The sequence below is a fragment of the Tistrella sp. genome (assembly GCF_002684955.1).
GTDB classification, from domain to species: domain Bacteria; phylum Pseudomonadota; class Alphaproteobacteria; order Tistrellales; family Tistrellaceae; genus Tistrella; species Tistrella mobilis.
This window is the reverse complement of sequence record NZ_NYWI01000005.1, coordinates 65430-79727: the sequence shown is the minus strand read 5'-3', so window position 1 is coordinate 79727 and position 14298 is coordinate 65430. Positions and strand designations below refer to the sequence as shown.

Sequence of the window (14298 nt, the reverse complement as noted above, 5' to 3'; positions counted from 1 at the left end):
CTCATGGAAAGAGCGGCACAAGGGCGTGCCGCAGGCGTCAGGGTCGGTGCCGGGTCAGTGCTGGTCAAAGACCGTTTTCAGCAGAAAGGTCGAGCAAAAAGACAGAATGAGTGTGACGGCGAGCCAAAGAAAAACGCCGCAAGCGAAGGCGCATTGCGGCGTGTCGAACAGAAAAATGAAGGCGATGCGGCGAATCGCCAACGATCAGAACTTGGGCGGTTCCTTCGGCGGCGTGTACGGCGTTTCGCCGTCGCCATAGAACCGCTTGCGTGTGGCCTCGGCCACTCGGTTGCACAGCAAGTCGCCGAGCTTGGGGCGATCGGTCTTGCATTGCTGGCGCAACTCTTTGAGCCGTTCGGGGTTGGCCGCCAGTTCTTCCACTGTCGGGATATTCGCCTCCGACGTGTTGGCCTTCTGAGGCGTCTCGGACTGGCCGCAGGCAGTCAATGCGGCCACCAACAAGAATGGGACGGTCTTCTTCATGGCGGAGGCTCCTCTAGGAAATCGGAATGACGACCCGCCTTGGGCCTTGCGGGTTCCGGTGACTCGATGGCTTGCACGCGCTCAACGAACCGCGCCAGCACCTCGGACGGCTCGCCGTCGGGGTACAGCAGGTAGGTTGTCAGCGGCGGCACGCGCAATGCCAGCGGCCGGGCCACCACGCCTGAATCGGGATTGGCGGCAATGCGCGCGGCGCCAGTAAACCCAAGCGCGAGGCCGGCCGATACCAAGGCCATCATCAGATCGCACGTAGCGACACGCTCTGCGACTAGCGGCTCAATGTCGGCTCGGCGCAGCACCCGATCGACGAATTTGGCATGGCCTTCGCACACTTGTGGATCGCACAGAACCAGCGGATAGCGCAGCAGTTCCTCCAGAGGGATGCGCTTGTGTGCCAGCAGCGGATGCCGCGCTGGCACCGTCACGATGAGCGTGTCATTCCAGGCCGGCATGGTGGCGATGCCATCGCCCACGTCATCGGACTGTGCAAACCCCACGTCGTACATGTCTTCATGCAGCCCCTTGATCTGCTGAGACAATGGCACCTCGAAGAATCGCAGTTCAACCTCGGGTTCTTCTTGGCGGCACAACGCCAGCAAAGCTGGCAGGCGCGATGGCGTGATGCCATCGGACAAGGCCACACGCAACTGCCCATGAAAGCCATTCGCCGCTGCTTTCACACTGTCGCGCGCTTGTTCCAAGGCGGAGAACACGCGGCGCACATGCACTATGAAGAGTTTGCCAGCACGAGTCAGCCGCGTACTGCGTGTGGTACGGGCGAGTAACACAACGCCCAATTCTTCTTCCAACTCCTTGATGGCTCGGGACAGGGGCGATTGCTCGATGTGCAGCTTCTCTGCGGCACGTGCGAAGTGAAGTTCCTCCGCTACAGCGAGAAAATATCTCAGGTGTCTCAATTCCATCGAATACTCACTCCCTGCGAACCAAGAAAGAAGCCGCTCCTTAACCATTGCCGGAACCTCGACTTGTTCATCCGGGCCAGCGCCGATGCAGCGTGTCGATCACAAACGGATGTGCGTGCGGCGCTACGCCATGCGACCGAAGGTGCGCATGGTCATCTGGAAGATCGCCATGCTCATGCACAAGAACTGATTGGTCGTCTCGCGGCCAGCTCCGAACTGCGGCAAGCATCCCAACGACCGCAAGGCAACTCAGAGCAGCCAAGGCAACGCCAAGACCGAACTTGAGGCCGACCCAGCCTGCCAATGGGTACGCCAGCAGCCAACAGATATGCGAGAAGGAGAATTGCGCGGCGAACACCGCTGGTAGATCCTCCTCGTGTGCCGACCGCCGTATCAAGCGCCCTCCAGGCGTCACCAATCCGGCATAGGCAACGCCCAACACGCCCCATGCCGGCAGCAGCAACGCCCAATCTCGCCAAGATGGCAATGCGATCCAGGCGGCAGTAATGGCCAGCAGCGCAAGCACCATCATCGTCGCGGCGGACAACATCACGCAGCGATCAGAGATTCGGTCAAGCACATTGGGCAATAGCAGCGCGGCCAACGTGGAACCGCCCCCGAAGGTCGCAAGCGCCAGTGCAACCTGCTGTTCGCTGCCATCCAAGAAGTTCCGAACGATCACGATGGTGTTGACGAACACCATCGCCCCACCGGCCGCCGCGCAAAGATGCAATGCCAGCAGACCGCGCAACCGTGGCGTTTGGAGGTAGATGCGTGTTCCGCGAAGGAGTCTTTCGCCGAATCCACCGTTGCGCCTACTAGCGACGACGACTGCCGGAAGCGCCGCCGCCTTAATCAGTCCGGCCGAGAACAGAAAGCCGAAAGCCGTACCTAAGCCAGCAAGGTGGATGCTCATGTGACCCTCCGCCTCAGAAAAAATGTTGTAGAGTATTATTCTATATTGAGATAATATCTACAACATGAAGATGATCACCCTGATTCTGTCTTTGCCCACCGAGAACGCCACAGCCCGGCAACGGGTCTGGCGTGCCCTCAAGGCATCCGGCGCCGCAGTCCTGCGCGACGGTGTCTACCTGATGCCGGAACGCGAGGATTGCCGCGCCACCCTAGACGGGCTGGCGGCCGAGGTGCGCGAGGGAGGGGGGAGCGCCCATGTGCTGCACATCGAGGAGCCGGAGGAAGAGAACTTCGTCGCCCTGTTCGATCGCGGCGCTGAATTCACCGCCCTGTCGGCCGAAGTGGCACAGGTGCGGGAAACGCTGACCCCCGAGACCGTTCAAGACGTGCTCAAGCAAGTGCGCAAGCTGCGCAGGGCCTTCACCAATCTGATCGAAATCGACTTCTTCCCCGGCGAAGCGCAACGGCAGACGGATACCGCCCTGTGTGAACTGGAACTGGCCTGTGCGCGGGCCTTGTCCCCGGACGAACCGCAGGCGATGGACGGCGTGATTGAGCGCCTGGGCCTGTCCGACTATCAGGGCCGTACCTGGGCGACGCGGCGCCGGCCCTGGGTGGACCGGCTGGCCAGCGCTTGGCTGATCCGCCGTTTCATCGACCCGCAGGCGCGGATTCTGTGGCTGGACAGTCCTGACGACTGCCCGCCCGACGCGCTGGGCTTCGATTTCGATGGTGCCACCTTCAGCCACATCGGTGGTCGCGTCACCTTCGAGGTGTTGGCTGTGAGTTTCGGGCTGGAACAGGCTGCCATCGCACGGCTTGGCCTACTGGTGCATTACCTCGATGTCGGTGGCATCCAGCCGCCCGAGGCGGTCGGCATCGAGAGCGTACTCGCCGGGCTGCGCGAAACCCTTACCCAAGACGATTCGCTGCTGGCCGCCGCATCTGCTGTCTTCGACGGCTTGCTCGCCAGCTTTGACAACAAAGGAGTAACCATAACGTGACAAATAACGTGACAGAAAGTTTGACGGAGGACGTTGTAGTGGCGGCTCCGCCGCCGGTCGGTTTTTGGGAGGCCTTTCGCCTCTGGCTGAAACTCGGTTTCATCGGCTTCGGCGGCCCCGCCGGACAGATTGCCCTCATGCACCGGGAACTGGTCGAACAGCGCCGCTGGATCAGTGAACGCCGTTTCCTGCACGCGCTCAACTACTGCATGCTGCTGCCGGGGCCGGAAGGGCAGCAGTTGGCCACCTACATGGGCTGGCTCATGCACCGTACCTGGGGAGGCATTGTGGCGGGCACCCTGTTTCTGCTGCCGGGGCTGGGCTTCCTGATCCTGTTGTCGTGGCTCTACATCGCCTACGGCGACACGGCCCTGGTGGCGGGACTGTTCTACGGCATCAAGCCCGCCATCACGGCGGTCGTGGTGCAGGCCGTGCATCGCATCGGTTCGCGAGCACTCAAGAACAGCGTGATGTGGGCCATTGCCGCCGCCGCTTTCGTGGCCATCTTCGCGCTGAACGTGCCCTTCCCCTACATCGTTGCCGGCGCCGCACTGACCGGCTACATCGGCGGGCGCATTGCACCGCACAGGTTCAAGACGGGTGGTGGTCATGCCGCAGCGGACAAGTCCTACGGCCCGGCACTGATTGATGACGACACACCAACGCCCGAACATGCCCGATTCCGCTGGTCCGGCCTGCTGCGCGTGGCGGTCGCCGGGGTTCTGCTGTGGTTGATTCCCATGGCACTGCTCACGGCGAGCTATGGCTGGGATCACACCCTGACGCAGATGGGCTGGTTCTTCACCAAGGCGGCTTTGCTGACCTTCGGTGGCGCCTATGCGGTGCTGCCCTACATCTATCAGGGTGCGGTCGGTCACTACGCCTGGCTGACCCCGACGCAGATGATCGACGGCCTGGCGCTGGGAGAGGCCAATCCGGGGCCGCTGATCATGGTGGTCGCCTTCGTGGCCTTCGTCGGAGCCTACGTGCAAGCGCTGTTCGGCCCGGACATGCTGTTCGTCGCCGGTGCCCTCGCGGCGGTGCTGGTGACCTGGTTCACCTTCCTGCCTTCCTTCATTTTCATTCTCGCCGGCGGCCCGCTCGTGGAATCGACCCACGGCAATCTTCGCTTCACGGCGCCCTTGACCGCCATCACCGCAGCCGTCGTCGGTGTGATCCTGAACCTGGCCGTGTTCTTCGCCTACCACGTGCTGTGGCCCGAGGGCCTGGCCGGGCACTTCGACTGGATATCGGCGCTGATCGCGCTGGGAGCGGCTGTAGCCCTGTTCCGCTTCAAGCGCAGCGTCATCCAAGTCATTGCCGCCAGCGCTGTCGTGGGCCTGGTGTTGAAAACCCTGATTCTGTGAGGAACGAAGCCATGTCACTTGAAATACGCGCCTTGCCAATTGATCCAACCAGTCTCAGAGGTCTATCGGAACGACTGATTGTCAGCCACCATGAAAACAACTATTCAGGCGCGGTCAAAAGACTCAATGCCATTCGCAGAAAGCTCGCAGAACTTGATTACTTGAATGAGGCTGGATTTCTGATCAATGGCCTCAAGCGAGAAGAACTGGTGGCCTACAACTCGATGGTGCTGCATGAAGTGTACTTTGCGGCGCTGGGCGGTGATGGCCAGTTGCCGCCCGGCGACTTACGGGACGCCATTGAGCGCGACTTCGGAAGTCTGGCTCGCTGGCAAACCGAGTTCTCTGCAATGGGCAAAGCATTGGCGGGGGGGTCTGGCTGGGTGCTGTTGGTCTGGTCACCGCGTGATGGTCGGCTCAGCAATCAATGGGGATCTGATCACTGTCACGCCATGGCAGGGGGAACGCCCATACTGGCCCTGGATATGTATGAACACGCCTACCACATCGACTACGGCGCGAAGGCAGCAGCCTATGTAGATGCATTTATGGAAAATATCCTGTGGGATGAAGTGGCCAACCGATATATCCAGTGCGCCCGGACAGCCTGATCAGCATCTGCGCTTTGATGAAGGGTTCGATCAAGTCAGCCGAGTCACGAAGGAGGCAATGATGAAGTGGATTACACGTGAACGTCCCAAAATCGACCGTATCGCTTGTCCCTGGCTAATTCTGCGCTTCATCGACCATGATGCCGAGTTCCTTTACGTACCCGCATCAGAGGTTCTAGCCATTGCAGAGAAAACGGGTGCGATACCCTATGACATCCCAGGAGTAGAGTTTAGCCACGTCGGGGAGCAATGCAGCTTCGATGCCTTCTTGGCAAAGTATCAGCTAACCGAACCAGCACTCGTGCAGTTGGCCAACATCGTGCGCGGTGCCGACACTTCACGCCTCGAACTCACACCACAATCGGCGGGCCTCTACGCGATCTCGCTCGGCCTATCGCGCATGTTCGTGGACGACCACGAGATGCTGCGCCACGGCCTGGTGATGTATGACGCCCTCTATGCTTGGAACCGAGAGGGTCAAGACGAAACCCATAACTGGCCGCCTGCCTGAATGAACCCAAGCCCTTGGGATCAACAACCCCCAGGCGGCCTGGCAACACATTGAATCAGGAAGTGCCCTTTCGAATAAGCTGGCAACGCACGACGTTCGTGAAGCTGCGATAGGAATATTCTGCGTATGCCAGACAGATTTCTATAACCAAGCTCTTTATGACAAGACCTGCGGTTTCATGTTGACGCTGGATGGATCTATATCAGGAGATCAGCCAACGGCAGGCCCACGCTGCCGTCCTATCTCCCAGGACACCCCGCCGCCGCGCACCGTAGCGGCAAGCTGCTGGCCCAGCCGCTGCTCGACCACCGGCCGCCACGGCACCAGACTGAACCCCTTGCCGTCATCGAGCATGGCGTAGCGCCCGCTGGCGAGCATGACGCTGCGCCGGTAGATACCGGCCACGCGCTGACCGTCACCCGCAGGCCGATGTTCCAGGCCGGTTTCGGCCGCAATGTCCCTGGCGGCCTGCGCCAGCTCCCGATTGCGCAGCGTGCCCAGCAGATTGCGCGCCAGGATCACGCGCTGCCCGCGCCGCTCGGCCAACCCCTGTTCCGCCAGGAAGTCGGCGCGCTGCTGCATTGCCTGCTTGGCCTCGCCGCCAAAGCCCAAGTCGCCCAGGCCCGAGCCGCCGCCGATCAACTGCTGATCGAGCCAGGTGGCCCCGATCACGCGGGCCTGCCGCTCGATGGGCAGGTGCGATTTCAGTTCCACAGCCACGCCGCCCAGGCGCTGCGCGTCGTAGCGGCGGCCCTGTTCGGCCAAGCCGTCCGGCACCTTCCACAGCCCTTCGGCCACGCGCTCCACGATGCCGGCTCGGCGCAGGGCTTCGAGCCGGCGGACATGGGTGGCGACGACTTCCTGCGGATCGCGGCCCGGCACCGCCTGGCCCTGCGCGATGGCGAGGTGGTGGTCGGTGCGGTACAGGCCATCGCTCGCCAGCGCGGCGATGTTCTTGTCGGCTGCGCGCACGTCGGCCGATCCTTTCACCTCCACCACGGCGCCGGTCGGATAGTTCGCCAGTTTGTCGCGGGCGTTGAGCGCAACATAGTGGGCTTTGCCGTCCACCCCGTCGATGACCAGATAGCCCCGGTCGCGCAGCTCGTCGGCCAGCCCCTTCGCGGCCACGCGGCCGAGGATGGGTCGGCCATCGTCGCCCGGCTCGAACACCGCCAGTTCGCGCGGCTCGCCGCGCATGGCCCGCTGCATGGTGCGGATGATGTCGCCACGCTCGCCCAGGGCGCGCAGGGTCTTTTCCGCGTCGGCATGGACGGCCCAGGTGCCCGGCTGCATCTCGTCGGCCAGACCCAGGCGCTGCAAGCGTTGCAGCCGGCCGATCAGCAGCAGGCGCTGGCGTTGCAGGCGGGATTCGTTGAACCGTTCGATCTGCACCCGACCATCCTCGCCGGCCTCTCGTTGCAAGGTACGGTCGAGGCTCGTCCACCGCTCCTGCTCCACCTCGCGTTGCCAGGTCTGCTGGATCTCCAGCTCGGTGCGCGGCCCCAGCCATTCGGTCGCCAGTTCGGCGGCGCGATGGCGGAAGCCATCAGCGATGTAGTCGCCCGCGATGATGAGGTCTTTGCCGGTGTCGTCGCGCCCGCGCACGACGATGTGCGTGTGCGGGTTGTCGGTGTTCCAGTGGTTGACGGCTACCCAATCGAGGCCCGTGCCCAGGTCGGCTTCCATGCGGCCCATCAGGTGCCGCGTGTAGGTGCGCAGGTCTTCCAGCTCGGCGCCGTTCTCGGGCGAGAGGATGAAGCGGAAATGGTGCCGGTCGTCGGCACAGCGTTCCTTGAAGGCGTCGAGGTCGGCGGCATCGGTCTGCGATCCGTAGGCTTGACCCGGCTCGCCATCGCGGCCTACGCCATCGCGCTCGATGTAGCGCAGGTGCTTGGCGAGCGACTGCGGGCTGGCTTGGCGCTGGTTGACCAGTAGCGTCTTGATGGTCACGCGCCGCGACATGGGCGTCAGCTTCGCCCCGGCGAAGCGCGCCGCCGTGTGGCCGCGACCCAGGCGCGCGCCGGGCCGCTGGCCCGTGCCCCTCCCGGAGCCGCTGGCAACGCCGGGACGACGCACCGACGACTTGCCGCTGCTGGCCTTGCCTGCCTGCTTGAGCACCTTGGAGACGAAGCCCTGGCCCCGGTTCTTCGGGGCGCTGGGGCGGATGCGGAAATCGTCATCGCGGCGGTCGGTCATGGCCACGTTCCTTGCAAGCTCTGGCGTGTCCGGTCGTGCGAAGCACGCAGAAATGCCCGCATCGGCGCGGGCTTCGCGCCACAAGCGGCACGGCGGCGAAGCCGCTCCGTGCCGCGCAACCCCCATGTGCAGGCTGGTTTTCGACGCGGCCCGGTGCCGCGTCCTTTTGTCTTGCCTTCCGCCTTTGCCCCTCGCTGACGCTCCGGGCAGCGGCAGCCCGGCGGCGCTGCTGCGTGAGCAGCCAGCGCGCCGGCGAACGCGGACACGGCCGCAGGCCGGGCGCGTTCGAGGCAAGACGCCTGCACGTTGGACGGCTGCGCCGAAGGCAGCGCGAAGTGCGGTGCGAATGCACCCGCACTGCACGCGCGACGACACGGCGACGAGCAGCAGAACGACACGCCCGATGGCACGATGAGATGCACGGCGACGTGCAGCGAATCGACGGCCTTCATGGGCGGGATTCCAGCCAGACCGGATGCGCGACGCCGATCACGGCGGATGTGCTGACCGGCCCGAAATACCGGCTGTCGAACGACGCCGGGTTGGTCACACTCAAGAGGAACAGTTCGGCGGGTTCGAGGCGGCGGCATTGCTGCCAGGATGGCAGCAGCCGGCCCCAGCGGTCAGCAGGCAGCACGGCGGCCGAAGGCAAGCCGTCGATGCGGACGACGCGGCCAGTGATGCACACCTCCTGCGGCGCGATGGCGCCCACGCGCTTGAGCAGCGGCACGTGCGCCGGCAGGTAGCCGCGCTGCGCGGCCAGCGCGGCGGCGTCTGGCGGCAGCGTGGTCAGGACGATGCTGCCCACGGACAAAGGACGTGGCAGCGAGCCGGTGCCGTGGCCCAGCGGATCGACGCGATACCAGCCGACCGCCACGCTGTCGGACGGGTTGTAGATCAGGCGCGGCATCGGTTGCACGAAGGACGCCCAGGCGAGCGCAGCGAGGCCGCAGGCGGACAGGCCCGCCAGTACGAGGCGAGAGCGCAGGCGTGAGCGAGGACGCGGCGCGGTGCCAGCAGTGGAAATGGTAGTCATGGCAGCGCCCTCCCGGTCAGCCAGGCGGCGTGCCGCTCGGCGGTGTATTCGGGCAGTGGCAGGCGCGCAGCGAGCCGGTTGGCGAGCGTGCGCCAGTACGCGGGCGAAGCGGCGACAGGCGCGATGCCCTGCGCCTCAATGGCGTCGATGCGCTCCAGCACGGCGCGCACCTGGTTCTCGCCCTCGGCGTGCAGCAGCAGGCGCGCGCCCGGCTGTACGCCGGGGATGCGCTGTGCCGCATCGAGCAGCGTGCAAGCCTGCATCACCATAAGCTGCCAACGCACGGTGCCGTAGTCGTTGGCCTGCCAGCGGATACGGCACAACATGGCGCCCGGCAGGAACACCGCGCAGCGCCGCCAGCGGTCGAGCTGGAGCGTGCGCGCGGGTTCGCCGAAGCGCAGGTAGAGCTTGAAGCGCGGTTCGATGTAGGCCAGCGCCACGCGCGTCAGCGGCGCGCTGGCAGGCTGGCCGGAAGGTGCTGCGAGCGCAGCCGTGGCTGCGCCAGCGGCAGGCGAAGCGGATGCAGTCATGGCGTGTTCTCCCTGCGGTGTTCTGGAAACTCGCGCTCCAGCAGTCCGCGCAGCAGATCGGCCACGGTCACGCCTTGGCCGAAGGCGGCGATCTTGATGCGAGCGCGCAGCGCGGGCGTCACGTCGAGGGTCAGGCGGGCCGTGTAGAGGTCGCCCTTGTTGATCGCATCGGCGTCGCCCTGCCGAATCCACGCCTCGGCGTGCGGATTCGCGGGCGGACGCGCGCCGATGCCGACGCGCTTTGCGCGTATTGGTGGCTTCGCTGTCATGTCGGCCACCGCAGCAGTTCGTCTACCAGGGCGGTGATTTCGCGTGCGGCGGCGCTGTCCGGCGCCGTCTCGCGTGCAAGCCGGCCAGCGGCCACGCTGTCGGCGAACACGATGCGCTGATGCACTTCCGCGCGCAGCGCAGGAAGCGGTTGGTCGGCCAGCGCCTGGCGCGCTTCGCGCCCGATCACGGTGGTACTGACGCGCCGATTGATGACGAAGGCCGCGCGCAGCGCAGGCCGAAACACTTGCGCTTCGCGGATCAGCGCCACCATCTCGGCGCTGGCCCACAGGTCGTAGGGGCTGGGCTGCACGGGGATCAGCACGCGCTCGGCCGCCAGCAGCGCGGAGCGCGCCAGTGCCGCGATGCGTGGCGGGCCGTCGATGATGACGTGATCAGCCCACCTGGCGAGTTCTGGCGCCTCTTGATGCAGCGTTTCGCGTGCGAGGCCCACGGCGCTGAACAGCCGTGGCAAGCCTTGCTGGCTTCGGCGCTGTGTCCAGTCCAGCGATGAACCCTGCGGGTCGGCGTCCAGCAGCACGACGTGCTGGCCGCGCATCGCCAGCTCGCCGGCGATGTGGGTGGCGAGCGTGGTCTTGCCCACGCCGCCTTTCTGGTTGAGCAAAGCGACAATCATGGCCTGGCCCTCCATGCTGGAAAGCCGGGCTTTTGCTGCTGCGCTTGTGGCCGCGTGGTGGTTGTCCACCGCAGCGGCGCTTCCCTACTAAAAGTTAGAGAAATTAAGTTAGGGAAGTTAGAGGACGCGCAAGCCCAGTGCTGGCGCGGGTTTGCGGCCGATCGGCACGCCTGATAGCACGATAGTCCCACGCCTGATAGCACGATACCCCGCACGCCTGATAGCACGACACCATCCACAGGCTTTCCCGAAGTTATCCCCGTGCCGTCTGCGGCACGGGTCGGAACGTCAACAGCTCCATGCCGTTGTCCGGCATCCGCTCGATGCCCAGGACGTAGCCGGGCAGCGACTGCCGCGCGACGAGCGCGCGCAGGTCGCAGGCGAAGTCGTAGGGCTTGGCGGTGCTGCCGGACTTCTGGTGCAGGTAGCGGAAATCGAATTGCCAGCCGTATGCCTGCTTGCCGCCGTGCTTGCGCACCAGGCGGTACAGCCATCGCTCGATGCCGCCCGTGAGCCGGAAATACGCCGGGTCGATGGTCAGCACCAGGGCGGCGTCGAGCACGCCCGCATAGAACCAGTCCGGCAGGATCAGCTCGATGCCCAGCGGCGTGCCGCTGGCATCGGCCAGTTCCTTCCATTCGTTGATCCACGAGAAGCGGTGCAGGCGCCGCCCGGTCGTCTCGCGGATGGACGTGGCCACCGTGGTCGATTGCAGCCGGTCGAGCGCGGCCTTGAGGCGCTGGTAGTCGCGCAGCGACTTGCCGCGCCCGATGAAGCGCAGGATCTCGTAGGGCGTCGCGCGCATCAGCCGCGACGGGCGCAAACCCGCGTCCTTCGCCTCCACGATCTGCGAGGCCGCCCATATCAGCACGTCCGCATCCCAAATCGTGGCGATGCCGTGCTCCTGCGTGCCTTCCACACGAATCGTCACGTTGCCCGCACGGAAGTCGATGGGCTTGACCCGCTTGGACTTGCCGAGCGAAAAGAACGGATAGGCCATCAAGTCCTGGCTGTCGCGCGGCGCCATGTCGCCGGGCAAGGCGCGGAACAGGTCGAGCTGCTCGCGCTCCTGCATCGGCCGCTGCCGGGACGGCAGCGCGGTGCTGGACATGGCGATGGCCTGCCGCGCGCCGCCGATCAGCGCGCACGGCTGTCGGCCGAGTGGTGCTCGGCGTACTCGGGATCGGAAGTCGTCTCGAAGCTGCGGTCGGCGGCCCAGGCATCGAGGTCGGCCACGGCGTACATGACGCGCCGGCCGAACTTGCGAAAGCGCGGGCCACCGCCGATCACGCGCTGCTTTTCCAGCGTGCGCGGCGAAAGGCGCAGGTACTCGGCGGCCTCATCGTTGGTCAGATAGCGTTGGGGCTGCGCAGCAGCGGTCGAGACAGTGGCGGCAGGCCGCAAAGGAGCGGGACGCATGGTGTGAACCTCCATCGGTTGAAAACGCCCGGCCACACAGCGCGACCGGATGGAGGCAGTCTCAGAAAACCAAGCTCTCCCGCTCAGGGTCGTTTTGCGTCCCCATCGAAACGACCCTTCTCAATCGGTGGGAGCTGTGCTAGTTGGCGATAGCCGCCGCGCATCAACGCATCGCCGCGCCGAACCAGGCGGCGCACTTTCGAGCGCAAGCCGCCATCGCTGTACCAATCGGCCGCGGCGTCCACGCCGAACAAGCCTTCGGCCAACTCGCGCGACGTAGCGCCCGCGAGGATCGCGTCAAGTGCCTGCAAGGTGTGCAGTTCCAGCAGCGCAGCAAGTGTTGGCCGGGGCTTGATGGCGACCAGGGCCGCGCTGGGCGCATGGTCGCGCGCAGGCGCGGCAGCGCCGCCGCGGCGGGCATAGGCCACGGCCATGCCGTCCTCCAGGCCAGGCGTCAGTGCGAAGCGCAGACAGCGGCCAGGACTGCGCGCGATCAGCGCCAGAACCTTGCCATCGTGAGTCAGTTGCTTGTGGCCGGGAATGCGCCAGAACGCGAACGCGGCGGCATCCGGTGGCGGATCGGCATCGGGATAGAGCTGCACCACGGCATCGGAACCAGGAAGCCAGGTCGGATGCGCCTCGCGCGCATCCAGTGCCGGGTCTTCCAGCAGGCGCAGGCCCCAGCGTTGCGCTGCCTGCTGTGCGGCTTTGGGCCGGCGATGATGGCGCAGCCAGTCGATCCGGTAGTCGGGATGCCGGCGTAGGTACTCCCAAGCGAGCGCGAGGCCATCCAGATGCAGCACGTACAGGTACGCGGCAGTGGGATACCAGTGCTCGGCGCTGCGATCGGCCATGACGCCACCTCCCTGCAAACAGGACTGGCCGCCACGGCAGGGCTACGCACTACATCGCCATCATCAGAACGTCATGGGGTAAGAAGATAGTTGAGGCTGTCAAGACCGATTGGCTCCGATGCGTTGCGATATTCGTCTCAATGCTGCGACGGCAGCGCCCCGATGTGGGGCGCCGTACAGGCCAGCTTGCCGCAGCCCGCACCGTGCATCGTGTCTGTTTGGATCAGACTGGTGCGGCTTCGCCGCAAGAATCCCGATTAAGACCTGTCCGGTATGACGCCAGACTGAAAAAGTCACAGTGGGCCGTGTTCAGTCCGGGATGGCGCCGTCGCGCTCGGCCAGGCGCGTGTATTCCGACAGCGTGTGCGTGGGTTGAAAGTAGAGGTCGCGCATCACGGGCTGTTTGCGCGGCCCGACGATGCCGGCCAGCTCGGACAGCTTAACGGTGCCCTGCGCGGGCATCCCGATTCCCAGGTCGATGAGTCCCCAGGCGGTGTCACCATCGGCGGGATCGAGCGCGGCCAGCAGCCAGGTCACATGCGCGTCCGGCGTGAACAGCCGCACCACGGGCACCGGGTCGATGGCCCGGCCAGCAGCGCGGGCCTCGCCGTTGGCGAGCAATTGCGCGCGCTCCGGGGCGGTGGCGAGTGGCTGGGGCATGGTCGGCAATCCCACAAATCCCATGATGCACGAATGCGGTTTCACGCTGAAGCGCAGAACCGCGAAACCGGATTTACGCCTTCGTGCGCAAGCACGGATGCGGCTCTGTGGCTTCACCAGAAGCCGCAGAGGCGGATTTCCGTAAAGGCACAAAAACGTATAACACCAAATGAACACTATAGATTGTAGCCCTATAGGGCGCAATGGGCTGTCATCTTGGTTTTTCGAGGGAAACCATAGGTGGCGGCTGGGAACTCATTGGCGAAGGCGTTGAAGACCGTTAGAAAGGCGCGTGGCTTGAGCCAGGAAGCCTTCTCTGACGTGTCCAGCCGCACCTATATGAGCACCCTCGAACGCGACCTCAAAAGCCCCACCCTGCATAAGCTGGCCGAGCTGTGCGAGGTGATGGAGATCCACCCGCTCACGCTGCTGACGCTGGCCTACGCGGGCGACAGCCCGCGCAAGGCCGACGAACTGCTGGCGCAGGTGCGCCGGGAGCTGGAGGCGGTGTTGAAGGAGCGCGATGCGGCAAAGCCGCGCGCGTGACGTGGTGGTGTGCTACGAACAGCAGCACAGCGCCCCGCCGCTATGGGCGGGGCGCTGGCCGGGCCGATCCGGCGCAGCCGGTTCGGCCGCATCGAGGGGCGCCAAGCTGCGCGCGGCGGGGATAGCCCGCAGGGCTTTCCCCTGGAGGCAAGCGAAGCGCGCAGCGCCGCAGGCGCGAAGGCGTGAGGGATTGAAGCCGAATGGCCGTGACAGCGAAGTCGGCACGGGGCGCAGCCCGAAAGCCCGGCGGCGCTTCGCGCCGACACGCCCAAGCCATTCAGAGCATCATGCAGAAAGACTTGTCGAACGCTTTAACAC

General features: G+C 65.0%; 17 protein-coding genes. 5 read left to right on the top strand and 12 right to left on the bottom strand.

The genetic code is table 11. The annotated features are described in order from the left end of the window. Nucleotides 1–204 precede the first annotated feature (204 nt). The 3 genes from CMO28_RS01415 to CMO28_RS01405 all read right to left on the bottom strand — a co-directional run bounded on the left by CMO28_RS01415 (nucleotide 205) and on the right by CMO28_RS01405 (nucleotide 2340). Complete coding sequence (locus CMO28_RS01415; protein WP_017677033.1) at nucleotides 205–483, bottom strand: EexN family lipoprotein; 279 nt, start codon at nucleotides 481–483, stop codon at nucleotides 205–207. Further along, nucleotides 480–1424 carry a LysR family transcriptional regulator gene (locus tag CMO28_RS01410; RefSeq protein ID WP_017677032.1) on the bottom strand — a complete coding sequence of 315 codons (945 nt, stop codon included), beginning with the start codon at nucleotides 1422–1424 and terminating at the stop codon, nucleotides 480–482. Before CMO28_RS01410 ends, CMO28_RS01415 begins: the two co-directional genes overlap by 4 nt. 67 nt (nucleotides 1425–1491) lie before the next feature. Next, nucleotides 1492–2340 (bottom strand): MFS transporter, encoded by an 849-nt coding sequence (locus CMO28_RS01405; protein WP_017677031.1) that lies wholly within the window; start codon nucleotides 2338–2340, stop codon nucleotides 1492–1494. A 64-nt stretch (nucleotides 2341–2404) separates the two neighbouring features. Between CMO28_RS01405 and CMO28_RS01400 the strand changes: the two genes are divergently transcribed. The 4 genes from CMO28_RS01400 (at nucleotide 2405) to CMO28_RS01385 (ending at nucleotide 5835) form a co-directional block, all read left to right on the top strand. Continuing rightward, nucleotides 2405–3346 (top strand): chromate resistance protein ChrB domain-containing protein, encoded by a 942-nt coding sequence (locus CMO28_RS01400; protein ID WP_296708467.1) that lies wholly within the window; start codon nucleotides 2405–2407, stop codon nucleotides 3344–3346. 38 nt (nucleotides 3347–3384) lie between these two features. Continuing rightward, on the top strand, nucleotides 3385–4713 hold the full coding sequence (gene chrA, locus CMO28_RS01395) for a chromate efflux transporter (RefSeq protein ID WP_296708466.1): 1329 nt from the start codon (nucleotides 3385–3387) through the stop codon (nucleotides 4711–4713). An 11-nt stretch (nucleotides 4714–4724) separates the two neighbouring features. Continuing rightward, the gene (locus CMO28_RS01390) at nucleotides 4725–5324 is read left to right on the top strand and encodes a superoxide dismutase (RefSeq protein ID WP_028240156.1); all 600 of its coding nucleotides are present in this window, start codon (nucleotides 4725–4727) and stop codon (nucleotides 5322–5324) included. A 61-nt stretch (nucleotides 5325–5385) separates the two neighbouring features. Beyond that, entirely contained in the window at nucleotides 5386–5835 is a 450-nt protein-coding gene (locus CMO28_RS01385; RefSeq protein ID WP_017677027.1) for a chromate resistance protein ChrB domain-containing protein, read from the top strand. A gap of 210 nt (nucleotides 5836–6045) precedes the next feature. Here CMO28_RS01385 and CMO28_RS01380 read toward each other — a convergent pair whose 3' ends face one another. The 9 genes from CMO28_RS01380 to CMO28_RS01340 all read right to left on the bottom strand — a co-directional run bounded on the left by CMO28_RS01380 (nucleotide 6046) and on the right by CMO28_RS01340 (nucleotide 13434). Next, nucleotides 6046–8031, bottom strand: coding sequence for a relaxase/mobilization nuclease domain-containing protein (locus CMO28_RS01380; RefSeq protein ID WP_017677026.1), 1986 nt, complete (start codon nucleotides 8029–8031; stop codon nucleotides 6046–6048). 448 nt (nucleotides 8032–8479) lie between these two features. After that, nucleotides 8480–9067: a S26 family signal peptidase gene (locus tag CMO28_RS01375; RefSeq protein ID WP_017677025.1), complete on the bottom strand. Its 588-nt coding sequence runs from the start codon at nucleotides 9065–9067 to the stop codon at nucleotides 8480–8482. Further along, a complete protein-coding gene (locus CMO28_RS01370) occupies nucleotides 9064–9597 on the bottom strand; it encodes a DUF2840 domain-containing protein (protein WP_017677024.1) in 534 nt (177 codons plus the stop codon). Before CMO28_RS01370 ends, CMO28_RS01375 begins: the two co-directional genes overlap by 4 nt. Next, entirely contained in the window at nucleotides 9594–9866 is a 273-nt protein-coding gene (locus CMO28_RS01365; protein ID WP_026088575.1) for a hypothetical protein, read from the bottom strand. Before CMO28_RS01365 ends, CMO28_RS01370 begins: the two co-directional genes overlap by 4 nt. Beyond that, nucleotides 9863–10501 (bottom strand): ParA family partition ATPase, encoded by a 639-nt coding sequence (gene parA, locus CMO28_RS01360; protein ID WP_017677022.1) that lies wholly within the window; start codon nucleotides 10499–10501, stop codon nucleotides 9863–9865. Before parA ends, CMO28_RS01365 begins: the two co-directional genes overlap by 4 nt. Before the next feature lie 253 nt (nucleotides 10502–10754). Next, nucleotides 10755–11612 carry a replication initiator protein A gene (locus CMO28_RS01355; RefSeq protein WP_017677021.1) on the bottom strand — a complete coding sequence of 286 codons (858 nt, stop codon included), beginning with the start codon at nucleotides 11610–11612 and terminating at the stop codon, nucleotides 10755–10757. A 26-nt stretch (nucleotides 11613–11638) separates the two neighbouring features. After that, nucleotides 11639–11920: a helix-turn-helix transcriptional regulator gene (locus CMO28_RS01350; RefSeq protein ID WP_003107109.1), complete on the bottom strand. Its 282-nt coding sequence runs from the start codon at nucleotides 11918–11920 to the stop codon at nucleotides 11639–11641. Nucleotides 11921–12003: 83 nt separating this feature from the next. Further along, complete coding sequence (locus tag CMO28_RS01345) at nucleotides 12004–12774, bottom strand: DUF2285 domain-containing protein (protein WP_017677020.1); 771 nt, start codon at nucleotides 12772–12774, stop codon at nucleotides 12004–12006. Between the two features lie 309 nt (nucleotides 12775–13083). Then, nucleotides 13084–13434, bottom strand: a complete 351-nt coding sequence (locus CMO28_RS01340) for a DUF2958 domain-containing protein (RefSeq protein WP_017677019.1) — start codon at nucleotides 13432–13434, stop codon at nucleotides 13084–13086. A gap of 240 nt (nucleotides 13435–13674) precedes the next feature. Between CMO28_RS01340 and CMO28_RS01335 the strand changes: the two genes are divergently transcribed. Continuing rightward, a complete protein-coding gene (locus CMO28_RS01335; RefSeq protein WP_026088574.1) occupies nucleotides 13675–13980 on the top strand; it encodes a helix-turn-helix domain-containing protein in 306 nt (101 codons plus the stop codon). Nucleotides 13981–14298: the final 318 nt, after the last annotated feature.